The sequence below is a fragment of the Pseudomonas sp. GD04158 genome (genome assembly GCF_029834875.1).
Lineage (GTDB): Bacteria > Pseudomonadota > Gammaproteobacteria > Pseudomonadales > Pseudomonadaceae > Aquipseudomonas > Aquipseudomonas hydrolytica.
The window spans coordinates 37,789-59,164 of record NZ_JAODYT010000013.1 but is presented as its reverse complement, the minus strand read 5'-3'; the positions used below and the strand labels follow the sequence as shown (position 1 = coordinate 59,164).

Sequence of the window (21,376 nt, the reverse complement as noted above, 5' to 3'; positions counted from 1 at the left end):
GGCGCGCCCCCCCCAATACCCCCCTGAAAAACACCTACGGCACAGGCGCATCCGCTGCGCCTTGGCGTACCTCTATGTGGAGCCACAGGCATGCCCAGGCACTGACCCATACCCCCTGACCGCCAGCGTTGCGTGGATCACCCCCTCCCTTTTCCGGTGTAACCGCAGATCTGGGCCAGGTATCAGCAGCAGTGTTTCCCCTCTCCTTTCGGGCGCCCAAAGGCCGCCTCAGCTTTGCCATAAATATTTGATTTTATTGATTTTTTAACGCCATAAAAACGACGAACGGCCTTGGCATTTCGGCACAGTCTCCTAGGGTTCTGACAGCTGCATTACGCGGCAATCAATTGGGAGATAACCATGCAAGGATTTCAACGCACCACCGTCTTACTGCTATTGCTCAGCGCAGGCTGGACCCCGGTCCAAGCCGACGAGAAACCCAGCTTCGCGGCCCAAGCGCAGATCGCTGTGGACGATCAGCAATCACCGCGCTACATCATCAAATACAAGGAGCTGGCCCCCTCACCGATGAACCAGGCCAATCAGCCGCAACCCCTGAGTGCCGGCCGATTCGAAAGCCGCGCCGCCCAGCGCCTGCTCAGCCAGGCCCAGGTGCAGCCGCTGATGCATCTGGACAGCCAGGCTGCCAGCGTGGCGCACCTGAGCCCGGCGCAACTCAAGCAGCTGCAGGCCAACCCGGCGATCGACTATATCGAGCTCGACCCACGCCGCTACCTGATGGCCGAACAGGTGCCCTACGGCATCCCCATGGTGCAGGCCGACCTGCTACCGGACAGCGCCATTTCCAACATGAAGGTGTGCATCGTCGACTCCGGCTACGACCTCGGCCATCAGGATCTGCCCTCGGCGGGCATCACTGGCAATGACGGCTTTGGCAGCGTCAACAGCGGCAACTGGTACGAGGATGGCGATGGCCACGGCACCCACGTGGCCGGAACCATCGCCGCGCTGGGCGGCAACAACCTCGGCGTAGTCGGCGTCAGCCCCTCGGGCAATCTGGGGCTACATATCGTCAAGGTGTTCAACAACAGCGGCAACTGGGCCTATGGTTCGGATCTGGTGATGGCCATCCAGCAGTGCCGCGCGGCAGGCTCGACGGTGATCAACATGAGCCTGGGCGGTGGCGCCTCTTCGATAACCGAACGCAATGCCATGGATGCGGCCTACCAGAACGGGGTGCTGGTCGTTGCAGCTGCCGGCAACAGTGGCACCAGCAGCCTCTCCTACCCAGCGTCCTATGACTCGGTCGTGTCGGTCGCAGCGGTCGACAGCAGCGGTAATCATGCCTCCTTCTCGCAGTACAACAGCCAGGTCGAAGTCGCCGCCCCCGGCGTTGGCGTGCGTTCCACCCTGCCTGGCAACCGCTACGCGAGCTATAACGGCACCTCAATGGCCACACCGCATGTATCGGCGCTTTACGCCCTGGTGTGGAGCCAGCACCGCCAGTGCACCCCTGCGCAGATTCGCAGGGTGGTCAACATCACCGCCGAAGACCGTGGCACGCCAGGTCGCGACCCCTATTACGGCTACGGCATTGTCAAAGCCAAGCGGGCCAGCGACCTGATTGCCCAGCGCGGCTGCGATGCCAGTGATGGTGGCAATGGTGAAGAGCAGACCTACCCCAACCTCTCCGGCGCGCGGGGAGCCTGGGTACGGCACAGCGTGGCCGTACCCAGCGGTGCCCGGCGTCTGACTGTGCGGATCAGTGGTGGCAGCGGTGATGCCGACCTTTACACCCACCTGGGCAGCCAGCCCACGACCAGCCAATGGACCTGCCGTCCCTACCTCGAAGGCAATCAGGAAACCTGCATTCAGGAAAATCCTGCCGCCGGCACCTGGCATATTGGCGTTAGGGGCTATTCCAGCTTCTCCGGCGTGACCCTCTACTGGCGCTACGAGTAGCTCGCCTGGCCCCGAGGCAGGCAACTGCCCGGGGCCTTTTGCCCTGCACAGCTATGCATTCCCGGACCAAACGCGCGGGCAAGCCTGCAGGCCATCCGTCCCGTCGCCATTGCGCGGCAGTGCGGGCACTGGTATCTGTATAAAAAACCAGTACCATGCTTCCCCTCATGCCCGCCCTCGACGCCCCCGAACTTTATTACCTGGCCAACTTCCGCAAGGCCCTAGACTGGCTCGATACCCATCATCGCGAGCTGATGGACGCGGCCGAGCAGGCCTTTATCGCCAGCTTCATCCAGCTGCCGCTGCCGGCCCAGGCGCTGCTGGTGAGGCTGGTGATGCGCAAGGGCGTGCACTTTCGCGCGAGCAAACTCAGCTACGCCGAGATCGGCGCCATCGACAACGCCGCCGCGCCTCTATTGGAACTGGACTGGCTGATCGACGACGCCGCGCTGACCTTCGACGAACTCGGCGCGCTGCTGCTCAAGGACGAACTGGCTGCGCATTTCGCCGCCGACCTGCCGCGCGGCGCGCTGAAAAAGAGCGAACTGCTGGCGCATCTGCGCGAGCTGCATGTCGAGCCGCGCAGCCTGACCGACTGGTGCCCGCACCTGGAAGACCGTCTGCTGAGCCTGGCCATCGGGCCGCTGTGCGACCGCCTGCGGCTGATGTTCTTCGGCAACCTGGCGCAGGCCTGGTCGGAATTCGTCCTGGCCGATCTGGGCATCTTTCGCTACGAGCAGGTGCCGATCACCCCGGGCTCGCGCGGCTTCCGCAGCCGCCAGGACGTCGACGACTACCTGCACCTGCGCCTCTGCCGCGACGCCTTCGACGCCGGCATGGCGGTAACCGAGGTGCTGCAACTGCTCGGTGATTTCGCCACCGACAACCCGCATATCGGCGAGCGCCACCAGCGCCTGCTGCTGCGCCTGGCCCAGCAACTGGAACGCGCCGGCGAGCTGGAGTCGGCGCTGACGCTGTACCGCGACACCAGCGCGGTCGGCTCACGGCAGCGGCAGATCCGCGTGCTGGAGCGCCTGGGCCGCGATGCCGAGGCGCTGGCCCTGGCCGAACAGGTCATCGATTCGCCATATAACGGCGAGGAGGCGCAGCTGGCCGAACGGGCGCGCACCCGTCTGTGCAGACGCCTCGCCCTGCCGACTCCGGCCAGGGCGGCGAAGCTGGTGGAGGATCGAATCGACCTGCGCCTGCCACGCGCCGCCAGCGTCGAGCTGGCCGTGGCCGCGTATCTGGCCGGACCCGATGCCCCGGTGCATTACGTGGAGAACACGCTGATCTGCGGGCTGTTCGGCCTGCTCTGCTGGGAGGCGATCTTCGCCCCGCTGCCCGGCGCCTTCTTCCACCCCTTCCACGCCGGCCCGGTGGACCTGCACCGCGCCGACTTCCACGCCCGGCGCAGCGAGCTGTTCGCCGCCTGCCTGGCGCGCCTGGACGATGGCAGCTACATCGAGGCCATGCGCCGCACCCATGCCGAGAAGTTCGGCATCCAGTCACCCTTCGTGTTCTGGGAGCTGCTCGACGCCGAGCGCCTGGAGCAGGCGCTGGCCTGCCTGCCGCCGGCACACCTGGGCGCCTGGTTCCGCCGCCTGCTCGCCGATATCCGCGAGAACCGCGCCGGCATGCCCGACCTGATCCAGTTCTGGCCGGCCGAGCGGCGCTACCGGATGATCGAGGTGAAAGGCCCGGGCGACCGCCTGCAGGACAACCAGAAACGCTGGCTGGCGTTCTGCGCCGAGCACGGCATGCCGGTCAGCGTCTGCTATGTGGAGTGGGCTGAGTGAGCCTGCGCATCGCCGTGCGCGAGCTGTGCGAGTTCACCGCCAAGGAGGGCGACCTCGACCTGCGCTTCACCCCCTCGCCCACCGCTCAAGAGGGTATCGCGGGGCATGCCACGGTGGTCGCCAGGCGCGGCCCCGACTATATGTCCGAGCTGGCCGTAAGTGGCGAGTTCGAGGAACTGACGGTCAGCGGCCGCATCGACGGCTTCGACCCCGAGTTTCGCCTGCTGGAAGAGATCAAGACCCACCGCGGCGACGTCGCGCGCATCCCGGCCAACCATCGCCTGCTGCACTGGGCGCAGGTCAAGGTCTACGGCTGGCTGCTGTGCCAGGCGCTGGAACTCGATGAGCTGGACCTGGCGGTGGTGTACTTCAACGTCATCAGCCAGAAGGAAACGGGGTTTCGCGAGCGCCATAGCGCTGAGGCATTGCGCCAGTTCTTCGAGCTGCAATGCCGCCGCTATATCCACTGGGCGCGCCAGGAGCAGGCCCATCGCCTGGCGCGCGACGCAGCGCTGACCACGCTGCGCTTTCCCTACGCCGAATTTCGCCATGGCCAGCGGCAACTGGCCGAGGCCGTGTACCGCGCCGCGCGCGACGGCCATTACCTGTTGGCGCAGGCCACCACCGGCATCGGCAAGACCCTCGGCACCCTGTTCCCGCAGCTCAAGGCCATGCCCGGCCAGCAGATCGATCGCCTGTTCTTCCTCAGCGCCAAGACCCCAGGCCGGCGCCTGGCGCTGGACGCGCTGCAGCGCCTGCGCCAGCCCGAGACGCCGCTGCGGGTGCTGGAGCACGTGGCCCGCGACAAGGCCTGCGAGCATCCGGACAAGGCCTGCCACGGCGAATCCTGCCCACTGGCCAGGGGCTTCTACGATCGCCTGCCGGCGGCGCGCAGCGCGGCGCTGAAGGAGCGCTGGCTGGATCAGCAGGCCGTGCGCGAGATCGCCATCGCCCACGGCATCTGCCCCTACTACCTGAGCCAGGAGCTGTGCCGCTGGAGCGACGTGGTGGTGGGCGACTACAACTACTACTTCGACCTCGGCGCCCTGCTGCACAGCCTGACCCTGGTCAACCAGTGGCGCGTCTGCCTGCTGGTGGACGAGGCGCACAACCTGGTCGAACGCGGCCGCAGCATGTACAGCGCCGAGCTGGACCAGGCGCGCTTCAAGGCCATGCGCCGCGACGCCCCGGCCAAGCTCAAAGGCGTGCTGGAGCGGGTCGACCGCCACTGGAACCAGCTGCACCGCGAGCAGCAGGTGCCTTACCAGGTCCATCCGCTGGCACCGGACCTGCTGCTCGCCGCCCTGGGCAAGGCGGTCAGCGCCATCACCGATCATCTGACCGACCAGCCCGAAGGCAACGCCGGCGAACTGCTGCGTTTCTACCTCGACGCCATGTTGTTCTGTCGCCTGGCCGAGAGCTTCGGCCCACACTCGCTGTTCGACATCAGCCGCGTCGAGGGCGACAAGGGCCGCAGCTACTCCACCCTGTGCATCCGCAACGTCCTGCCGGCGCCCTTTCTCGGCCCGCGCTTCGAGCAGGCGCACAGCGCCACGCTGTTCTCCGCCACCCTCAGCCCCAGCCACTACTACCTCGACCTGCTCGGCCTGCCGCAGGAGACGCAGTGCCTGGACGTCGACTCGCCATTCCACGCCGAGCAGCTGCAGGTGCGCGCGGTGCGCAACCTGTCGACCCGCTACCGCGACCGCGACGCCTCGCTGGCGCCGATCTGCCGGCTGATCGCCGGTCAGTACGGCGAACGGCCGGGCAACTACCTGGCCTTCTTCAGCAGCTACCAGTACCTGCAACAGGTGCTGGACCTGCTGGCCCGCGAGTACCCCGAGATTCCCGTCTGGGTGCAGTCGCGGCAGATGGACGAGGCGGCGCGCCAGGGCTTTCTCGAACGCTTTCAGGTCGGCGGGCGCGGCATCGGCTTCGCTGTGCTCGGCGGGGTGTTCGGCGAAGGCGTCGACCTGCCCGGCGAACGCCTGATCGGCGCCTTCGTCGCCACCCTCGGCCTGGCCCAGGTCAACCCGATCAACGAGGAAATCCGCCAGCGCATGCACGCGCTGTTCGGCGACGGCTACGACTACACCTACCTCTACCCCGGCCTGCAGAAGGTGGTGCAGGCCGCCGGCCGGGTGATCCGCACCACCGAGGACGAAGGCGTGCTCTACCTGATCGACGACCGTTTCGCCCGCCCGGAAGTACGCCGTCTGCTGCCGAGCTGGTGGCAGGTCGAGGCCATCCGCCTGCCCGCAGAAACGACAAAGGCGCCCGAGCGGGCGCCTTCAGTCGAAATCTGAGCGAGGCGGCATCAGCCGATACGGCTGGCGCCGACGCGGTCTGCACCATCGGCGGCGATACGATTGACGCCGACACGGTCCGCGCCATCGGCAGCGATGCGATTGACGCCGACACGGTCCGCACCGTCGGCAGCGATGCGATTGACGCCGACACGGTCCGCACCGTCGGCAGCGATGCGATTGACGCCGACACGGTCCGCACCGTCGGCAGCGATGCGATTGACGCCGACGCGGTCCGCACCATCTTCGGCAACCACCGGGGCAGCGAGTTGTTCAACGGAAACCTGCGGCAGGGCGAAAGCGCTGGCGGACAGGGCGGCGATAACGAAGCTGGCGAGGATTTGCTTTTTCATGGTCAGGCTCCTGAGCGGGCTGGAAAGTGGCTACGGACCCTATGCTACCCATATAAATTTGATTAAAAATCGCAAATAAACAAACAAAACAATCGTATATTTCGATTAGTTTAGCGACGGCGCGGACCGTAGGGTGCGCCGTGCGGACCAATGCACCAATTCACCAATTAGCCAGGCAACCCATCGCTTGCGCTATTGATCGACAACCCCGTACAGGCGGTGCGCGCGGCGCACCCTACGGGGCTCCAACAAGACGGAAAGGATCAGGCCGTACGGGGCGCCGGACGCACCAGGCACCATACGAGCTCGCTATCTGCGGCGCCCTACGCCGGCAGTATCAGGCGCGCCTCCACGCCACCTTCGACATTGCCGATCTGCAATTCACCGCCATGCAGCTCGGCCACTTCCTGCACGAAGTTCAGGCCCAGCCCGGTGCTCTTGCGGCCACCGTTGGGGCGCGGCAGGGAGTAGAAGCGCTCGGTCAGGCGCGCCAGGGCGTACTCGGGGATGGCTTCACCCTGGTTGAACAGGCACAGCACGATGCGCTCGCCCTGGCGCTCGGTGGCGATGCGGATGCACCCGCCGGGCGGGGTGAAGTCCAGGGCGTTGTCCAGCAGGTTGGCCAGCGCCTGACGCAGCAGAAAGCGTTCGCCGCGCAGGCTCAGGTTCGCCGGCACGGCCGGCTCGACTCGCAGGCCGGCAGCGACAATGCGCGCCTGCTGCGCCTGCAGCAACTCCTCGACCAGCGCCGCCAGCGGCACCGCCACGCGCTCCTCCAGGCCCTGACGCTGCTCCACCTGCGCCAGGTGCAGCAGGCGTTCGATGAGGTTCTGCAGGCGCGCGCTTTCCTGCTGGATATTGGCCACGAAGCGCTGGCGCTGCTCGGCTGGCATGTCGCCGTCGAGCAGTTCGGCCGCGCCGCGAATGGCGGCCAGCGGGCTTTTCAGCTCGTGGGTCAGGGTGTGCACGTAGCGCTCGACGTAGGCCTTGCCCTCCAGCTCGGTGCGCATGCGCTCCACCGCCACGGCCAGTTGCCCCAGCTCGCCACCGCGTACCTGCGGCGCCTCGGCGCGCTGGCCCTCGCTGACCGCCTGGGCGTAGCGGGTGAGCTTGCCCAGGGCGGCGCCGAGCCACCAGGAGAGCAGTGCACCGATCAGCAGGCCCAGACCGATCAGCCCGGCGCCGAGCCAGCCCAGGCGCGTTTGCGAGCGCTCGATATAGGGCTGCAGGGTGCGGTTGGGCTTGGCCACCGAGACCACGCCGATGATCCGCTCGCCATCTTTGATCGGCGCGGCGACGTACATCACCGAGGAGTCGGGGTCTTCCGGGTCCTCGCGGGTCGAGCGCGCACCGTACTGGCCGCGCAGGGTGAGCAGCACGTCGTTCCAGCGCGAGTAATCCTGGCCCACCGCCTGGCCGGTGGAGTCGAGCAGCACCATCCCCTGGTCGTCGGTGACGTAGATCCGGTGGTTGACCTCGGCCTTGGTCAGGCCCCAGATGCTCGCCTGCGGCTGGCGCCGGCCGTAGGCTTCCAGCGCCTCGGTCAGGCGGCCCTGGCCGAGGGTGCCGGCCTTAAGCTCATCGCGCAGGATCTCGGCCAGCAGGTTGGCGGTATCGACCAGGGTTTCCTCGGTGCTCTGGCGCACGCCGGGGCGTATCTCGTCCATCACCGTGCTCAGCACGAACCAGCCGGCCAGGCCAACGAAGAGGAAGTAGACGAGGAAGATGCGTACGCCCAGCGGCATGGTAAGAGCCTCTCTACGATCTCGCGGGCTAGAGGGAAACGGTGGCGCAAACGCCTGAGGAAGCGGAGTTTACAAGGGTAAATGAGCATTCCGAAGGCGTTTGCAACGCCGTTTAGCCGACGCGCAGCAGATCCTAGAGAGGCTCTAGCTCTCCGGCTGGTAGCTGTAGCCCAGGCCGCGATGGGTCTGGATCGGCTCTTCGGCTGGGGCGATGGCACGCAGCTTGGCGCGCAGGCTCTTGATGTGGCTGTCGATGTTGCGCTCGTAGCCGGCCTCGCTGGCCACGCCGAGGGCGTCGAGCAACTGCTCGCGGGAATAGACCCGACGCGGCTGGCCGAGCAAGGTACGCAGCAGGCGGAACTCGTGACGGGTCAGACTCAGGGCCTGGCCATGGTAGTGGATGCAGAACGCCGCATCGTCGATCTGAAAGGCGCTCGCGGCGCCGGCGGCCGGCGTTTCACGCGGCGCCATGCGCTTGAGGATGACCTTGACCCGGGCGGCCACCTCGCGCGGGCTGAAGGGCTTGACCACGTAGTCGTCGGCGCCGATTTCCAGGCCCACCACGCGGTCGATCTCCTCGCTGCGGGCGGTGAGGAAGATCACCGGCACCTCGGAAAAGCGGCGCAGGCGCTTGCACACTTCGAAGCCGCTGATATCCGGCAGGCCGACATCGAGAATGGCCAGGTCGAAGGCGCCGTTTTCCAGCAGCGTCAGGGCCTCGCCGCCCAGGCTTGACCAGCGCGTGACGAAGCCTTCGGCCTGCAGGGCGTAGACCAAGGTATCGGCAATCGCGGCTTCGTCTTCGACTATCAGTATCTGCGGCATCGGGCGTCCTGCACCTGGAGTTCGGCAGCGGCAGACTGCCGAGGGCTGGGACCAGCGTCAAGCGGGGATGGGCGTGGGGCAGATGACCCGCCAGCAGATATCGGCGGTTGCCCTCGCCCCAGGGATAGCGAGCGGCTCGTTCTTACGGAATCTCGCCGCGAATGTACTGCTCCAGCTGGCGGATCAGGTTGGCCTGTTCGGCAATGGTGTCCTTGACCAGATCGCCGATGGAGAGCAGGCCGATCAGTTCGCCTTCGGCCAGCACCGGCAGGTGGCGCAGGCGACGTTCGGTCATCAGCTCCATACAGTGCTGCACGCTGTCGCGCGGGCCGACGCTGATGACGTCGCGGGTCATGATGTGGCTGATCTTGGTCTCGAGCACGGAGAGGTCGGCCAGCGCCACCTTGCGCACGTAATCGCGCTCGCTGACGATCCCGACCAGGCGCCCGCCGGACATGACCACCAGGGCGCCCACGCCCTTCTCGGCCATGATCCGCAGGCCGTCGACCAGCGAATCTTCGCTGTCGACGCTGTAAACGTAGGCGTAGGGCTTGCTACGAAGCACTTCGGCAGCGGTTTTCATCGGCGCGGCTCCTGTTGTTTTTATCGTTTTTAACAGAGTTGGCCGCCGCGGTCAGCCTCAGTCGAGCCTGAAGCGACCGGTGTTCTGCGCCAGGCCCTCGCTGCCGCGGCGCAACTGCTCGGCTGCACTGCTCACCGCCTGAGCGCCATCGAGCAACTGGCCGGCGGCCTGATCGACCTGCTGGATATTGCCACTGACCTCGTCGGCGGTGGCCGCCTGCTGCTCGGCGGCGGTGGCGATCTGCGCCAGGCGGTCGCTGACGCGCTGCACCGAGTCAACGATGTTCTGCAGTTCGTCGCCCATGGCCAGGACGCTGCCGATGTCGCCATCGGCCTGACCGCAGGCCTCTTCCATCAGGGTGACCGACTGGCCGACCACGCGCTGCAGGTTGTCGACGGTCTGGGCGATTTCCTGGGTCGAATCCTGGGTGCGCTTGGACAGCGAGCGCACCTCGTCGGCGACCACGGCGAAGCCGCGTCCGGCCTCACCGGCGCGGGCCGCCTCGATGGCCGCGTTGAGCGCCAGCAGGTTGGTCTGCTCGGCAATGCCCTTGATCACTTCCACTACCCGATTGATCTGCTGGGTCTGCTCGCGCAGCTGCTGCAGGGCGGCGGCGCTGTCGCCGAGGCGACTGCTCAGCTGACGCATGCTGGCACTGGTGCGCTCGCTGCGCTGGTTGCTGCTCATGGCCACCTCGCGAGTCTGCTGGGCCTCCACGGCCGCCTGCTCGCAGCTCTGCGCCACGCTCTGTGCGGTGGCGGCCATCTGCGTGGCGGCCGTGGCGATCTGGCTCATCTGCGCCTGCTGCTGTTCGACGGCGTCCAGCGCATCGCGCGCCTGGCCGCCAAGCAGCTGCACCGTGGCGTCGAGCTGCCGGCTTTCACGGTTGACGCCCTGCAGCGAATCGCGCATCTGCTCGACCGCGGTGTTCAGCGCCTGGGCGATGGCGGCCAGATCGTCACGCCCGTTGACCTGCATGTGCACGCGCAGGTCGCCGTCACGCAGGCCGCGCGCCGCGTCGATGATACGGGTGGTGCCGAGGCGGATCGAGGCGTTGAGACACAGCAGCACGTAGAGCGCCAGCACGGTCAGCAGGCTGAAGGCGCCGATCACTTCGATCATCGAGCTCAGCGACTCCTGTCGATACTCGCCGAGGCTGGCGGTGAACTGCCGGTAGACCGCCTGCTGCAGGCCGTGCAGCTGCCCCTCCAGCGCCTCCACACGCTGCACGAACTGCTCGGGCGTGAGGGCCATGGGGCTGGCCTCGAACATGTCGCGGTCGATCTGCTGGAGGAAATCGTCGAATGCCGCGAGCGCGCTTTCGAACGGCGCGCCGAGCTGACGCATGGTCTGCGGCGCCTCGCGCGACAGGGTGGTCTGCGCCTTGACCAGTTGCGCACGCTGCTCGTCCAGGCTGCGCCGCAGGTCACGGATCAGCACCCTGCTCTGCAGGGTGAAATGCTGCGACACCACCGCGCCATGCCCCTGGGCGGCAAAGGTGCCGAGCTGTTCGAGCAGGCGCGGCAGGATGTAGGTGACCTGCTCCATCATCAGGTAGGTATCCAGACGTGGATCGAGGATCAGGCCGCTGTCGGTGGCCACCTGCTCGCGCAGGGCGATCAGGTACAGCAGCGCCCTCTGGTAGCGCTCCAGCGCGTCGGGCAGGGCCACCTTGCCCAGCCCTGCCGCACGCAGGCTGTCACGCTCACCTTGCAGGGACTGAAAATGCTGGCGCGCCTGCTCGCTGATCAGGCTACTTTGCAAGGGCTCGGCTGCCGCCTGCAGGGCCTGGTCGAGCTGCGCCTCACGCTGTTGCAGCAGCCCTTCGGCGGCCTTTTCGGTGCCTTTCCAGCGCGCCAGCAGGGTGCGCTGGGCGATCAGCTCCTGCTGCACCGTTGCCATTCGCTCCAGGGCCTGAGCGCCCTCGACTTCCTGATCGACCGATTGCAGGCGGGCCCGGTAATCGCTGCTGATTACCCACAAGGCGTAGCCCAGCGGCAATGCGAACAACAGGAACACCAGCTGGAACTTGTGGGCAAAACTGAAACGCTGTAGCAGCCGTACACCCGGCTCGAGTACTCCCGTCATTGCGACACCTCAGCGACCTAAAGGGCCTACAGGCCTGGCGAAGAATTGCACTTAGCAAAAAGCAGGCCCGCTGCCGCTCAACCAGAAGGGCATCACGGGGCACTCGCGTCGAGTGTACTGGCCAATGAGTATCAGCCTTTTCCGAAATGCGACAATTAACTCAGCATTGTGGACGGTCGCGGGTGTAGCGCTCCGCCGGATCCACTGCCGCACCAAGATCGCGCATGGCACTGGCACCGATCAGTAGAGGGTAGCGGAAGGTGCTGCGGTCGGTGAGATTGACTTCGATGGTGCGTTTCTCGTCGCCCAGGCAGATCGGCATCTCGATCACCGGACGCTGCGAATAGGCCACCTCGGCCGGGGCCGGCGCATCCGACTCCTCGCTGCGTTTCTTGATCTCGGCGATGCGGATCAGGGGGTGCTCGTAAAGGGTGTCGTCGGCCCCCTCCACCGCCAGGCGAAAGCGCACCCAATCCTCGCCGTCGCGCTTGAACGGCTCGATATCTTTGGCCGACAGGGACGCGGTCATCGCACCGGTGTCCATCTTGGCCTTGAGGGTCTGGCCCAGGGCGGGCAGTTTGATCAGCTCGTAGCGGCCGTAGAGATCGGGTTGCTGATTGGCCATGGTCGGCAGGCTGACGGCGGCGGCCAGCAGAAGCAGGGCGTATTTCAAAACGGGGCACTCCTGTGCAGGGGAAGTCCCGTTTTCCGACTGCAGCAGGCCCGTGGTGTTCCCCTTGCGGGATTACAAAGGATTACCGCCGGCGTGGCTGGGGCGTGCCGCTCCACAGTTCCTCGAGGTGTTCGAAGCCCCAGGCCGCCGCCGATTCCCGCCCGACGATGCGATCCTGGGCTGTCGGCTTGCTCAGGTCGATCACCACCGGCGGGATCGGCAGCTTCGACTTGGCCAGGAAGAACGCCTTGACCCTGGGCACCAGCAGCGACTTGGCATTCTGCTCCAGCACCACCGCCAGGCGACCGCTTTCCAGGCGCACCAGCGAACCGACCGGGTATATGCCGACGGTCTTGACGAAGGCCTGGAACACGCCCTCGTCGAAGTGCCCCTTCCACTCGGCCATCTTGCGGATCGATTCGGCCGGGTCCCACCCCGCCTTGTAGGGACGATTGGAGGTGATGGCGTCGTAAACGTCGCACACGGCGCCCATTCTGGCGAACAGGCTGATCTGCTCGCCCTGCAGACCATGCGGGTAACCGCTGCCATCGACCTTTTCATGGTGGTGCAGGCAGACATCCAGCACCAGTGCGCTGACCTGCTTGCCGGAGATAAGGATCTCGCCGCCGGCTTCGGGATGGCGGCGCACCGCCGAGAACTCGGCATCGTTGAGCTTGCCGGGCTTGTTCAGCACGTCCTGATCGATCGCCATCTTGCCCACATCGTGCAACAGCCCGGCCAGTCCGGCCTCGCGTACCGCGCCCTCACCGAGACCGAGCTGGCGCGCCAGGGCGATCATCAGCGCACAGACCGCCACCGAATGCATGTAGGTGTATTCATCGGCATGCTTGAGGCGCGCCAGGCTGATCAGGGCGCTGGGGTGGCGCAGCACCGACTCGGAAATCTCCGTGACCAGCGACTCTGCCTGGCCGAAGTCCAGCGCACGCCCCATGCGTGCATCGCTGAACATGCTCAGCACGGCCTCCTTGGAGCGCGCGCAGACCTTGGCTGCGCGTTCCAGTTCGACATCCATGGCGACCACGGGCGGACTGCGCCGGCGCTCTACCGCGGCCATCAGCGTGGCCTCGATCTCCTGCTGCGCCTCGGCCTCGCTGCTGGCCTGGGCCCCGGCTGCGACGTCCAGGCCCTTGCTGACGTCGATCCACAGCTCGCCGATGCTGCTGGCCTGAATGCGCTGCAGGTCCTGCTGCGTCTCGAGCAGAAACTTGGATTTCCAGAACGGATGGTCCATCCATGAACCGCAGAATTCCTGGATATACATACCGACTCGCAGATCGGCCACGGCGATGCGTTTTAACATCGAAACTGTCCACCCAGAGTTGCCGAAGCGCTCCGCCCCGACGGCGCAACAGGGCCGGAGAGAGCGGTTACAGCATCGACACTCCCAAGAGAAATGGCCATAGGCCAGTAGTCGCGATTTTGAGACAAAATCTTCCGGTGCTTATGATGGCCCCTTCGCGCCCGCCAAGGAGTTGATATGCGTCCCCTGCTGACCGGCCTGTTCAATATAGCCCTGCTGCTGACCAATACCCTGCTGCTGATCGGCCCGCTGCTGCTGATCGCCCTGGCCAAGTTCGTGCTTCCCGGCCAGGGCGCACGCGACGCCTGTTCGCGCGGCGTGATGTGGGTGGCCGAGTTCTGGGCAGAAAACTGCAAGCGCATCTTCGCCCTGACCACCCCGACCCACTGGGACATCCGCGGCAACGCCGAGCTGCGCAGCGACCGCTCCTACCTGGTAATCAGCAACCACCAGTCCTGGGTCGACATTCCCGCGCTGGTGCAGGCGTTCAACCGCAAGACGCCCTACTTCAAGTTCTTCCTCAAGCAGCAACTGATCTGGGTGCCCTTTCTCGGCCTGGCCTTCTGGGCGCTGGACTACCCCTTCATGAAGCGCTATTCGAAGGCCTTCCTGGCGAAGAATCCGCACATGCAGGGCAAGGATCTGCAGATCACCAAGGCCGCCTGCGAGAAGTTCAAGCGCCTGCCCGTGACCGTGGTCAACTACCTCGAAGGCACTCGTTTCACCCCGGTCAAGCAGGCGCAGCAGGGCTCGCCCTACCAGTACCTGCTCAAGCCCAAGGCCGGCGGCGTGGCCTTCGTGCTCGCCGCCCTGGGCGAGCAGATCGATGCCGTGCTGGACGTCACCCTGGTCTACCCCGGCAAGCAGGTGCCGGGCTTCTGGGCGCTGCTCAGCGGCCAGGTACCGCGGGTGATCGTCGATATTCAGACACGCGAGCTGGACCCGGCGCTGTGGCAGGGCGATTACGAGCAGGACGGCGAGTTTCGTCAGTACCTGCAGGGCTGGGTGACGCAGCTTTGGCAGGACAAGGATTCCCGTATCGCGCAACTGCGCGCCGAGGCTGATTGAGGCCAGACAGAAAAAGGGAGCCCGCAGGCTCCCGAAAGAAGGCGCGGACCAATGCGCCTAGGCCGTGAAACTGGCGTTGCCCGGATGGAGCCAGGGGGACGCTCCCCGCGACTCTCATCCGGCCAAGGCATCAGGCAGCGCTGAACATCTTGTGCGGGTCGATGACGAATTTCTTCGGCACGCCTGCGTCGAACTCGCCGTAACCGCGCGGTGCGTCGTCCAGGCTGATGACCTGTACGCCGACGATCTCCGCGATGTTGAGGCGATCCCACATGATGGCCTGCATCAGTGCGCGGTTGTACTTCATCACCGGGGTCTGGCCGGTGTGGAAGCTGTGCGACTTGGCCCAGCCGAGGCCGAAGCGGATGCTCAGGCTGCCCATCTTCGCCGCGGCGTCCACCGCGCCCGGGTCTTCGGTGACGTACAGACCGGGGATGCCGATCTTGCCGGCGACGCGGGTGACCTGCATCAGCGAGTTGAGTACGGTGGCCGGGGCCTCGTGCTTGACACCTTCGTGACCATGACCACGGGCCTCGAAGCCCACACAGTCGATGGCGCAATCGACTTCCGGCTCGCCCAGCAGCGCAGCGATCTGCTCATGCAGCGGGGTGTCCAGCGACAGGTCGGCGATCTCGAAGCCCTGCGCCTTGGCATGGGCCAGACGGGCCGGGTTGAGGTCACCAACGATGACCACGGCAGCGCCGAGCAGACGCGCCGAGGCGGCGGCAGCCAGACCGACCGGGCCAGCACCGGCGACGTAGACGGTGGAGCCCGGGCCGACGCCAGCGGTGACCGCGCCGTGGTAACCGGTAGGCAGAATGTCGGACAGGCAGGTCAGGTCACGGATCTTCTCCATGGCCTTGTCGCGATCCGGCAGCTTGAGCAGGTTGAAGTCGGCGTAGGGCACCAGCACGTATTCGGCCTGGCCACCGGTCCAGTCGCCCATGTCGACGTAGCCGTAGGCACCGCCGGCACGCGCCGGGTTGACGGTCAGGCAGACGCCGGTGTGCTGTTCCTTGCAGCTGCGGCAGCGACCGCAGGCGACGTTGAAGGGCACCGAAACCAGATCGCCGATCTGCAGACGCTCGACGTCGCGGCCCTTCTCGATCACCTCGCCGGTGATCTCGTGGCCCAGAACCAGGCCGACCTGAGCGGTGGTACGACCGCGCACCATGTGCTGGTCGGAGCCGCAGATATTGGTGGAAACGACTTTCAGGATGACCCCGTGCTCGATCTTCTTACCACGCGGGTCCTGCATTTTCGGGTAGTCGATCTTCTGCACTTCGACCTTGCCCGCGCCGAGGTAAACCACACCACGATTATCAGACATGCGTAACTCTCCTCTTTCTTGTTGTGGACACAAGACGCGACCGGCGGCCGCGCGGCCTTGCACTGGAGCTTCTTTCGTCTGTTGCCGGACACCGCCGGTAAAACCTGGCAGGGCGGGTTCCGTAGGGTGCGCCATGCGCACCGATGTTCCTGTGTTGACTGCCGGTGCGCGCACCGAATGGCGACCATAGGGTGGGCCTAGCGACGTTCCGCTTCTGCCCATCGAAAAAGCATGTGGGCTGAAGCCCACCCCACGCGACTGCGATTGCCCCTCAGGCGTTGAGCACCACCGTACGGTTGGCGTTGAGGAATACACGGCGGTCGATGTGATAACCGACTGCGCGCGCCAGGGTCAGGCACTCGATGTCGCGGCCCTTGGCGATCAGGTCTTCGGGGTAGTGGGCGTGGTCCACCGCCTCCACGCCCTGGGCGATGATCGGGCCCTCGTCGAGGTGGTCGTTGACGTAGTGCGCGGTGGCGCCGACCAGCTTGACGCCCTTCTGATAGGCCTGGTGGTAGGGCTTGGCGCCCTTGAAGCCGGGCAGCAGCGAGTGGTGGATATTGATCGCCCAGCCGTCCAGCCTGCGGCACAGCTCGGGCGACAGCACCTGCATGTAGCGGGCGAGCACCACCAGCTCCGCGCCGGTCTCTTCGATCACCTGCAACACCTTGCGCTCCTGCGCCGGCTTGTCGGCCGGGTCGAGCGGGAAGTGGTGATAGGGAATGCCGTGCCAGCGCGCCAGCGGCTCGAGATCCGGGTGATTGGACACCACCGCCACCACGTCCATGGCCAGCTGACCAATGCGCTGGCGATAGAGCAGATCGTTCAGGCAGTGGTCGGCCTTGGACACCATCAGCACCACCTTGGCCCGGTAACCCGGCGGGGTCAGCTCGACCTGCATGGCGAAGGGCGCCAGACGCTCGGCCACCCCGGCGCGGAACGCGGCCTCGTCGAACCCCTCCGGCTGGCGGAACTCGACGCGGATGAAGAAGCGCGAGGACAGGCGGTCATCGAACGAATGGTGCTCGGTGACGTAGCAGCGCTGCTCGAACAGAAAGCGCGTCACCGCGTCCACCGTGCCGAGCACGCTCGGGCAGTGGGCGGTGAGGATCCAGGTGTCGGGGGTGCGGCTCATAATAGACTCCGATGATTTTCACCCCTCTCCCGCCTGCGGGAGAGGGGCCTGGGGAGAGGGCCGCCGGAACAACGCAATCCGCTCTTCCCCTCTCCCCAACCCTCTCCCCAAAGGGGAGAGGGAGCCGTTCGTGTCAGCTTCAGGCCTCGACCGCCAACCCATACTCCGCGCTGGCATCCTGCAGCCACAGCCAGAAGTAGTCGGAGAAGCTGCGGCGGACCAGCAGTTCCCAGGTTTCCTCGCCCGTGTGGCGAATCACCAGCTGCGACTTGGCGAACACCGTACCCACCGCCTTGCCCACCGGAAAGTTGCTCGGGTGCACGTCATAGCTGGTGGACTTCATCAGCAGCTCGCGCACCTTGGGCCCGGACAGCTCCAGCAGGGTCTGCCCGCCGCTGACGTTGACCACCGAGATGTGCTGGCCGGCCAGGGCCTCGCGCAGCTTGCGCTCGACCTCGAATTCGCTGCCGCCGGGCACGATCAGCAGCCACTCGTCCGGGCCCAGCCACTGCAGCGAGGTGTCGCCGTTGGCCACCAGGGTCAGCGCCACCGGCAGCTCCAGGCCCAGGGCCTTGTGCACGCCGCCGGCGAAGTCGGCATCGTCGGCGTCGCCACGCAGGACCAGATGGCCCAGCAGCTTCTTCTCGCGCAGCGTCACTCCGGCGCCCTTGCGGCCCTTGCCGGCCAGCTCGTGCAGGCCGGCGTGGTGCAGCGGCGATTGCCCGGCGATGTCGTCGGGGCGTTGCTTGTAGACATTGACGTTAGACATTCTGGCGATCCCCTTTCGGGTCATAGAACACGGGGCTGACGATTTCGGCTTCGATCACGCTGCCATCGGCCAGCGGCGCGAACACGCGCTCGCCGATACGCGACAGGCCACCCCTGACCAGGGCCATGGCGAAGCTGTAACCCATGGCCGCGCTCATGTAGCTGGAGGTGACGTGACCGACCATGGTCATCGGAATCGGCTGCTTGGGATCGAACACCAACTGCGCGCCTTCCGGCAGGACCTTGTTCGGATCCAGCGGCTTGAGGCCGATCAGCTGCTTGCGGTTTTCCTTCAGGCAGTCCTCGCGGTTCATGCCGCGCCAGCCGATCCAGGAGAACGGCTTGGTGCGACCGACGCACCAGCCCATGCCCAGATCGTCCGGGGTGACCGAACCGTCGGTGTCCTGGCCGACGATGATGAAACCCTTCTCGGCGCGCAGCACGTGCATGGTCTCGGTGCCGTACGGGGTCAGGCCGTGCTTCTTGCCCGCCTCGATGATCTGCTCCCACACGCCCAGGGCGTAGTCGGCCTGCACGTTGACTTCGTAGGAGAGCTCACCGGTGAAGGAGATGCGGAACACGCGGGCCGGTACGCCACCGACCTTGCCTTCCTTCCAGCTCATGAAGGGGAAGGCGTCCTTGTCCAGATCGATGTCGGTGACCTCGGCCAGCAGCTTGCGGCTGTTGGGGCCGGACAGGGTCATGGTTGCCCAGTGGTCGGTGACCGAGGTGAAGTACACCTTCAGCTCCGGCCATTCGGTCTGGTGGTAGATCTCCAGCCACTCCATCACGCGGCCGGCGCCGCCGGTGGTGGTGGTCATGACGAAATGGTTGTCGGCCAGACAGGCGGTGACGCCGTCGTCGAAGACCATGCCGTCTTCCTTGCACATCAGGCCGTAGCGGGCCTTGCCCACGTCCAGCTTGGTCCAGGCGTTGGTGTAGACGCGGTTGAGGAACTCGCGCGCATCCGGGCCCTGGATGTCGATCTTGCCCAGGGTCGAGGCGTCGAGGATGCCCACCGCGTTACGCACGGCCAGGCACTCGCGGGCCACGGCGGCATGCAGGTCTTCACCGTTTTTCGGGAAGTACCAGGGACGCTTCCACTGGCCGACGTCCTCGAACTCGGCGCCGTTTTCCAGGTGCCATTTCTGCAGGGCGGTGTAGCGTTTGGGCTCGAACAGCTCGCCGCAGTGACGGCCGGCGATGGCGCCGAAGGTCACCGGAGTGTAGTTCGGGCGGAACATGGTGGTGCCCATCTCACTGATGCTGATGCCCAGCGACTTGGCGGCGATGGCCAGGCCGTTGATGTTGCCCAGCTTGCCCTGGTCGGTGCCGAAGCCCAGCGCGGTGTAGCGCTTGACGTGCTCGACCGACTCAAAGCCCTCACGGGTGGCCAGCTCGATGCCCGCGGCGGTGACGTCGTTCTGTTGATCGACGAACTGCTTCGGCGCACGGGAAGTGCCCTTGTCGTGCGGCACCTGGAACAGCGCGACCGAGGCTTCCTCGATGCGCTTCTCGGCCTTCGGCAGGCTGCCGGTCACGGCCTTGAAGCCGACTTCGGCTGCAGCCTTGGCACCGGCTTCGAAACCATCGGCCAGGGCGTCGCCGAGACCGAACACACCGTTCACGGCACCGGCGCAGTGACGCTTCTGGAAACCTTCACCCGGGACGAAGGCGAGGATGTCTTCACGCCAGATCGGACGCCCGCCCAGGTGCGAGGCCAAGTGCACCACCGGGCTGTAGCCGCCGGAGCTGACGATCAGGTCGCAGTCGACGGTCTCGCCCGGGCTGGTGACCTTGTGCGAGACCAGGTCGATGGCGCAGATGCGCGCACCAGTAACGCGCTTGCTACCGCGCGCCTCGACCACGGCACTGCCGGTGAGTACGCGCACGCCACGCCGGCGCGCTTCTTCGACCCAGCTGCCACGCGGGTTGCTGCGCGCGTCGGCCACGGCCACCACCTGGCGACCGGCGTCGAGCCAGTCGAGCACCACGCGGTAGGCGTAATCGTTGTTGGTCGACAGCACCAGCTTCTGCCCGGGGGCCACGCCGTAACGACGCACGTAGGTCGACACGGCATCGGCCAGCATGTTGCCGGGCACGTCGTTGTTGGCGTACACCAGCGGGCGCTCGTGGGCACCGGTGGCCAGCACCACGCGACCGGCACGCACACGGTGCATGCGCTGACGCGGCTGGCCCATCGGCGCGACTTCACCGAGGTGATCGGTCAGGCGCTGGTGAATGGTGAGGAAGTTGTGGTCGTGGTAGCCGTTGACCGTGGCACGCGGCAGCAGAGTCACTTCCGGCATCTTCTGCAGCTCGGCGATGGCCTTGGCGGCCCAGTCGGCGGCCGGCTTGTCATCGAGCATCTCGCGGGTGGACAGCAGGCTGCCGCCGAACTCTTCCTGCTCGTCGGCGAGGATCACCCGCGCACCGCTGCGTCCGGCGGCCAGGGCCGCAGCCAGACCGGCAGGGCCGGCACCGACCACCAGCACGTCGCAGTGCTGGTTCATGTAGTCGTAGATGTCCGGGTCGTTTTCCTTCGGCGAGCGCCCCAGACCTGCGGCCTTACGGATGTACTTCTCGTAGGTCAGCCAGAGGTTCTGCGGATACATGAAGGTCTTGTAGTAGAAACCGGGCGGCATCATGCCGCCGCCGACCTTGCCGAGAATGCCCATCAGGTCGGTGTTGACGCTCGGCCAGCCGTTGGTGCTGGTGGCGGTCAGGTTCGCGTACAGCGCCTGCTGGGTGGCACGCACGTTGGGGATCTGCGCCGCCTCGGTGGAGCCGATCTGCAGCACGGCATTGGGCTCTTCGGCACCGGCGGCAACGATGCCGCGCGGACGCGAGTACTTGAAGCTGCGGCCGATCACGTCGACGCCGTTGGCCAGCAGCGCGGCGGCCAGGGTATCGCCGGCATAGCCCTGATAGGTCTGGCCGTTGAAGCTGAAGGTCAGGGGCTGGCTGCGGTCGATGCGGCCACCCTGGGCAAGACGATTGACCTGGCTCATGCCGTTACTCCTTGGTCGACGGTCTTCTTCGCGGCAAGCGACGCCTCAGTCACGCTGGGGCGCTCGCCGATCTTGTAGGTTTCGAGAATCTCGTAGCTCACCGTGTGGCGAGTGACGTTGAAGTACTGGCGGCAGCCGGCGGCGTGGATCCACAACTCGTGGTGGATGCCGCGCGGGTTGTCGCGGAAGAACAGGTACTCGCCCCACTCCTCGTCGGTGCAGGCGTTCGGGTCCAGCGGGCGGGCGATGTGCGCCTGGCCGCCGACATGGAATTCTTCTTCGGAACGCAGTTCGCCACAGTGAGGGCAGAAGATGTGCAGCATGGTTGCTACCTCCGGTGAATCTTCAAACCCGCTCGGATGACCGCGCGGGGCAAGCTTGTCTCCCCTCTCCCGCGGGAGAGGGGTTGTGGGAGAGGGGTGCGGTGTCCACCGCTCTACCCTCTCCC

Annotated in this window: 16 protein-coding genes; 4 read left to right on the top strand and 12 right to left on the bottom strand. The window is 66.0% G+C overall.

The annotated features are described in order from the left end of the window. Positions 1 to 360 precede the first annotated feature (360 nt). From N7333_RS07815 to N7333_RS07805, 3 genes are all read left to right on the top strand, one after another. Complete coding sequence (locus N7333_RS07815) at positions 361 to 1,923, top strand: S8 family serine peptidase (RefSeq protein ID WP_129482532.1); 1,563 nt, start codon at positions 361 to 363, stop codon at positions 1,921 to 1,923. Positions 1,924 to 2,090: 167 nt separating this feature from the next. After that, positions 2,091 to 3,722 carry a VRR-NUC domain-containing protein gene (locus tag N7333_RS07810; RefSeq protein ID WP_129482531.1) on the top strand — a complete coding sequence of 544 codons (1,632 nt, stop codon included), beginning with the start codon at positions 2,091 to 2,093 and terminating at the stop codon, positions 3,720 to 3,722. Further along, positions 3,719 to 6,028 carry an ATP-dependent DNA helicase gene (locus N7333_RS07805; protein WP_129482530.1) on the top strand — a complete coding sequence of 770 codons (2,310 nt, stop codon included), beginning with the start codon at positions 3,719 to 3,721 and terminating at the stop codon, positions 6,026 to 6,028. The genes N7333_RS07810 and N7333_RS07805 overlap by 4 nt, the downstream gene beginning before the upstream one ends. 11 nt (positions 6,029 to 6,039) lie before the next feature. Here the strand turns inward: N7333_RS07805 and N7333_RS07800 are convergent, their stop codons facing one another. The 7 genes from N7333_RS07800 to N7333_RS07770 form a co-directional block, all read right to left on the bottom strand. Next, a complete protein-coding gene (locus N7333_RS07800) occupies positions 6,040 to 6,381 on the bottom strand; it encodes a hypothetical protein (RefSeq protein WP_279858623.1) in 342 nt (113 codons plus the stop codon). 323 nt (positions 6,382 to 6,704) lie between these two features. Next, positions 6,705 to 8,126 carry a two-component system sensor histidine kinase CreC gene (gene creC, locus N7333_RS07795; RefSeq protein WP_129482528.1) on the bottom strand — a complete coding sequence of 474 codons (1,422 nt, stop codon included), beginning with the start codon at positions 8,124 to 8,126 and terminating at the stop codon, positions 6,705 to 6,707. 144 nt (positions 8,127 to 8,270) lie between these two features. After that, a complete protein-coding gene (gene creB, locus N7333_RS07790) occupies positions 8,271 to 8,951 on the bottom strand; it encodes a two-component system response regulator CreB (protein WP_129482527.1) in 681 nt (226 codons plus the stop codon). Between the two features lie 142 nt (positions 8,952 to 9,093). Further along, the gene (locus N7333_RS07785; protein WP_004373701.1) at positions 9,094 to 9,534 is read right to left on the bottom strand and encodes a CBS domain-containing protein; all 441 of its coding nucleotides are present in this window, start codon (positions 9,532 to 9,534) and stop codon (positions 9,094 to 9,096) included. A gap of 57 nt (positions 9,535 to 9,591) precedes the next feature. Further along, a complete protein-coding gene (locus N7333_RS07780) occupies positions 9,592 to 11,622 on the bottom strand; it encodes a methyl-accepting chemotaxis protein (protein WP_012019953.1) in 2,031 nt (676 codons plus the stop codon). Positions 11,623 to 11,782: 160 nt separating this feature from the next. After that, complete coding sequence (locus tag N7333_RS07775; RefSeq protein WP_129482526.1) at positions 11,783 to 12,295, bottom strand: ATP-dependent zinc protease; 513 nt, start codon at positions 12,293 to 12,295, stop codon at positions 11,783 to 11,785. 82 nt (positions 12,296 to 12,377) lie between these two features. Further along, positions 12,378 to 13,616, bottom strand: coding sequence for an HD-GYP domain-containing protein (locus N7333_RS07770; protein WP_129482525.1), 1,239 nt, complete (start codon positions 13,614 to 13,616; stop codon positions 12,378 to 12,380). A gap of 177 nt (positions 13,617 to 13,793) precedes the next feature. Here N7333_RS07770 and N7333_RS07765 point away from each other — a divergent pair, with 177 nt between their 5' ends. Continuing rightward, positions 13,794 to 14,684, top strand: coding sequence for an acyltransferase (locus N7333_RS07765; protein ID WP_129482524.1), 891 nt, complete (start codon positions 13,794 to 13,796; stop codon positions 14,682 to 14,684). 130 nt (positions 14,685 to 14,814) lie between these two features. Here the strand turns inward: N7333_RS07765 and fdhA are convergent, their stop codons facing one another. The 5 genes from fdhA to N7333_RS07740 all read right to left on the bottom strand — a co-directional run bounded on the left by fdhA (position 14,815) and on the right by N7333_RS07740 (position 21,251). Continuing rightward, the gene (gene fdhA, locus N7333_RS07760) at positions 14,815 to 16,014 is read right to left on the bottom strand and encodes a formaldehyde dehydrogenase, glutathione-independent (protein WP_129482523.1); all 1,200 of its coding nucleotides are present in this window, start codon (positions 16,012 to 16,014) and stop codon (positions 14,815 to 14,817) included. A 271-nt stretch (positions 16,015 to 16,285) separates the two neighbouring features. Beyond that, positions 16,286 to 17,149 (bottom strand): formyltetrahydrofolate deformylase, encoded by an 864-nt coding sequence (gene purU, locus N7333_RS07755; protein WP_004373713.1) that lies wholly within the window; start codon positions 17,147 to 17,149, stop codon positions 16,286 to 16,288. A gap of 139 nt (positions 17,150 to 17,288) precedes the next feature. Further along, the gene (soxG, locus tag N7333_RS07750; RefSeq protein WP_004373715.1) at positions 17,289 to 17,918 is read right to left on the bottom strand and encodes a sarcosine oxidase subunit gamma family protein; all 630 of its coding nucleotides are present in this window, start codon (positions 17,916 to 17,918) and stop codon (positions 17,289 to 17,291) included. Then, a complete protein-coding gene (locus N7333_RS07745; protein ID WP_129482522.1) occupies positions 17,911 to 20,928 on the bottom strand; it encodes a sarcosine oxidase subunit alpha in 3,018 nt (1,005 codons plus the stop codon). Before N7333_RS07745 ends, soxG begins: the two co-directional genes overlap by 8 nt. Then, positions 20,925 to 21,251: a sarcosine oxidase subunit delta gene (locus N7333_RS07740; protein WP_012019958.1), complete on the bottom strand. Its 327-nt coding sequence runs from the start codon at positions 21,249 to 21,251 to the stop codon at positions 20,925 to 20,927. Before N7333_RS07740 ends, N7333_RS07745 begins: the two co-directional genes overlap by 4 nt. Positions 21,252 to 21,376 lie beyond the last annotated feature (125 nt).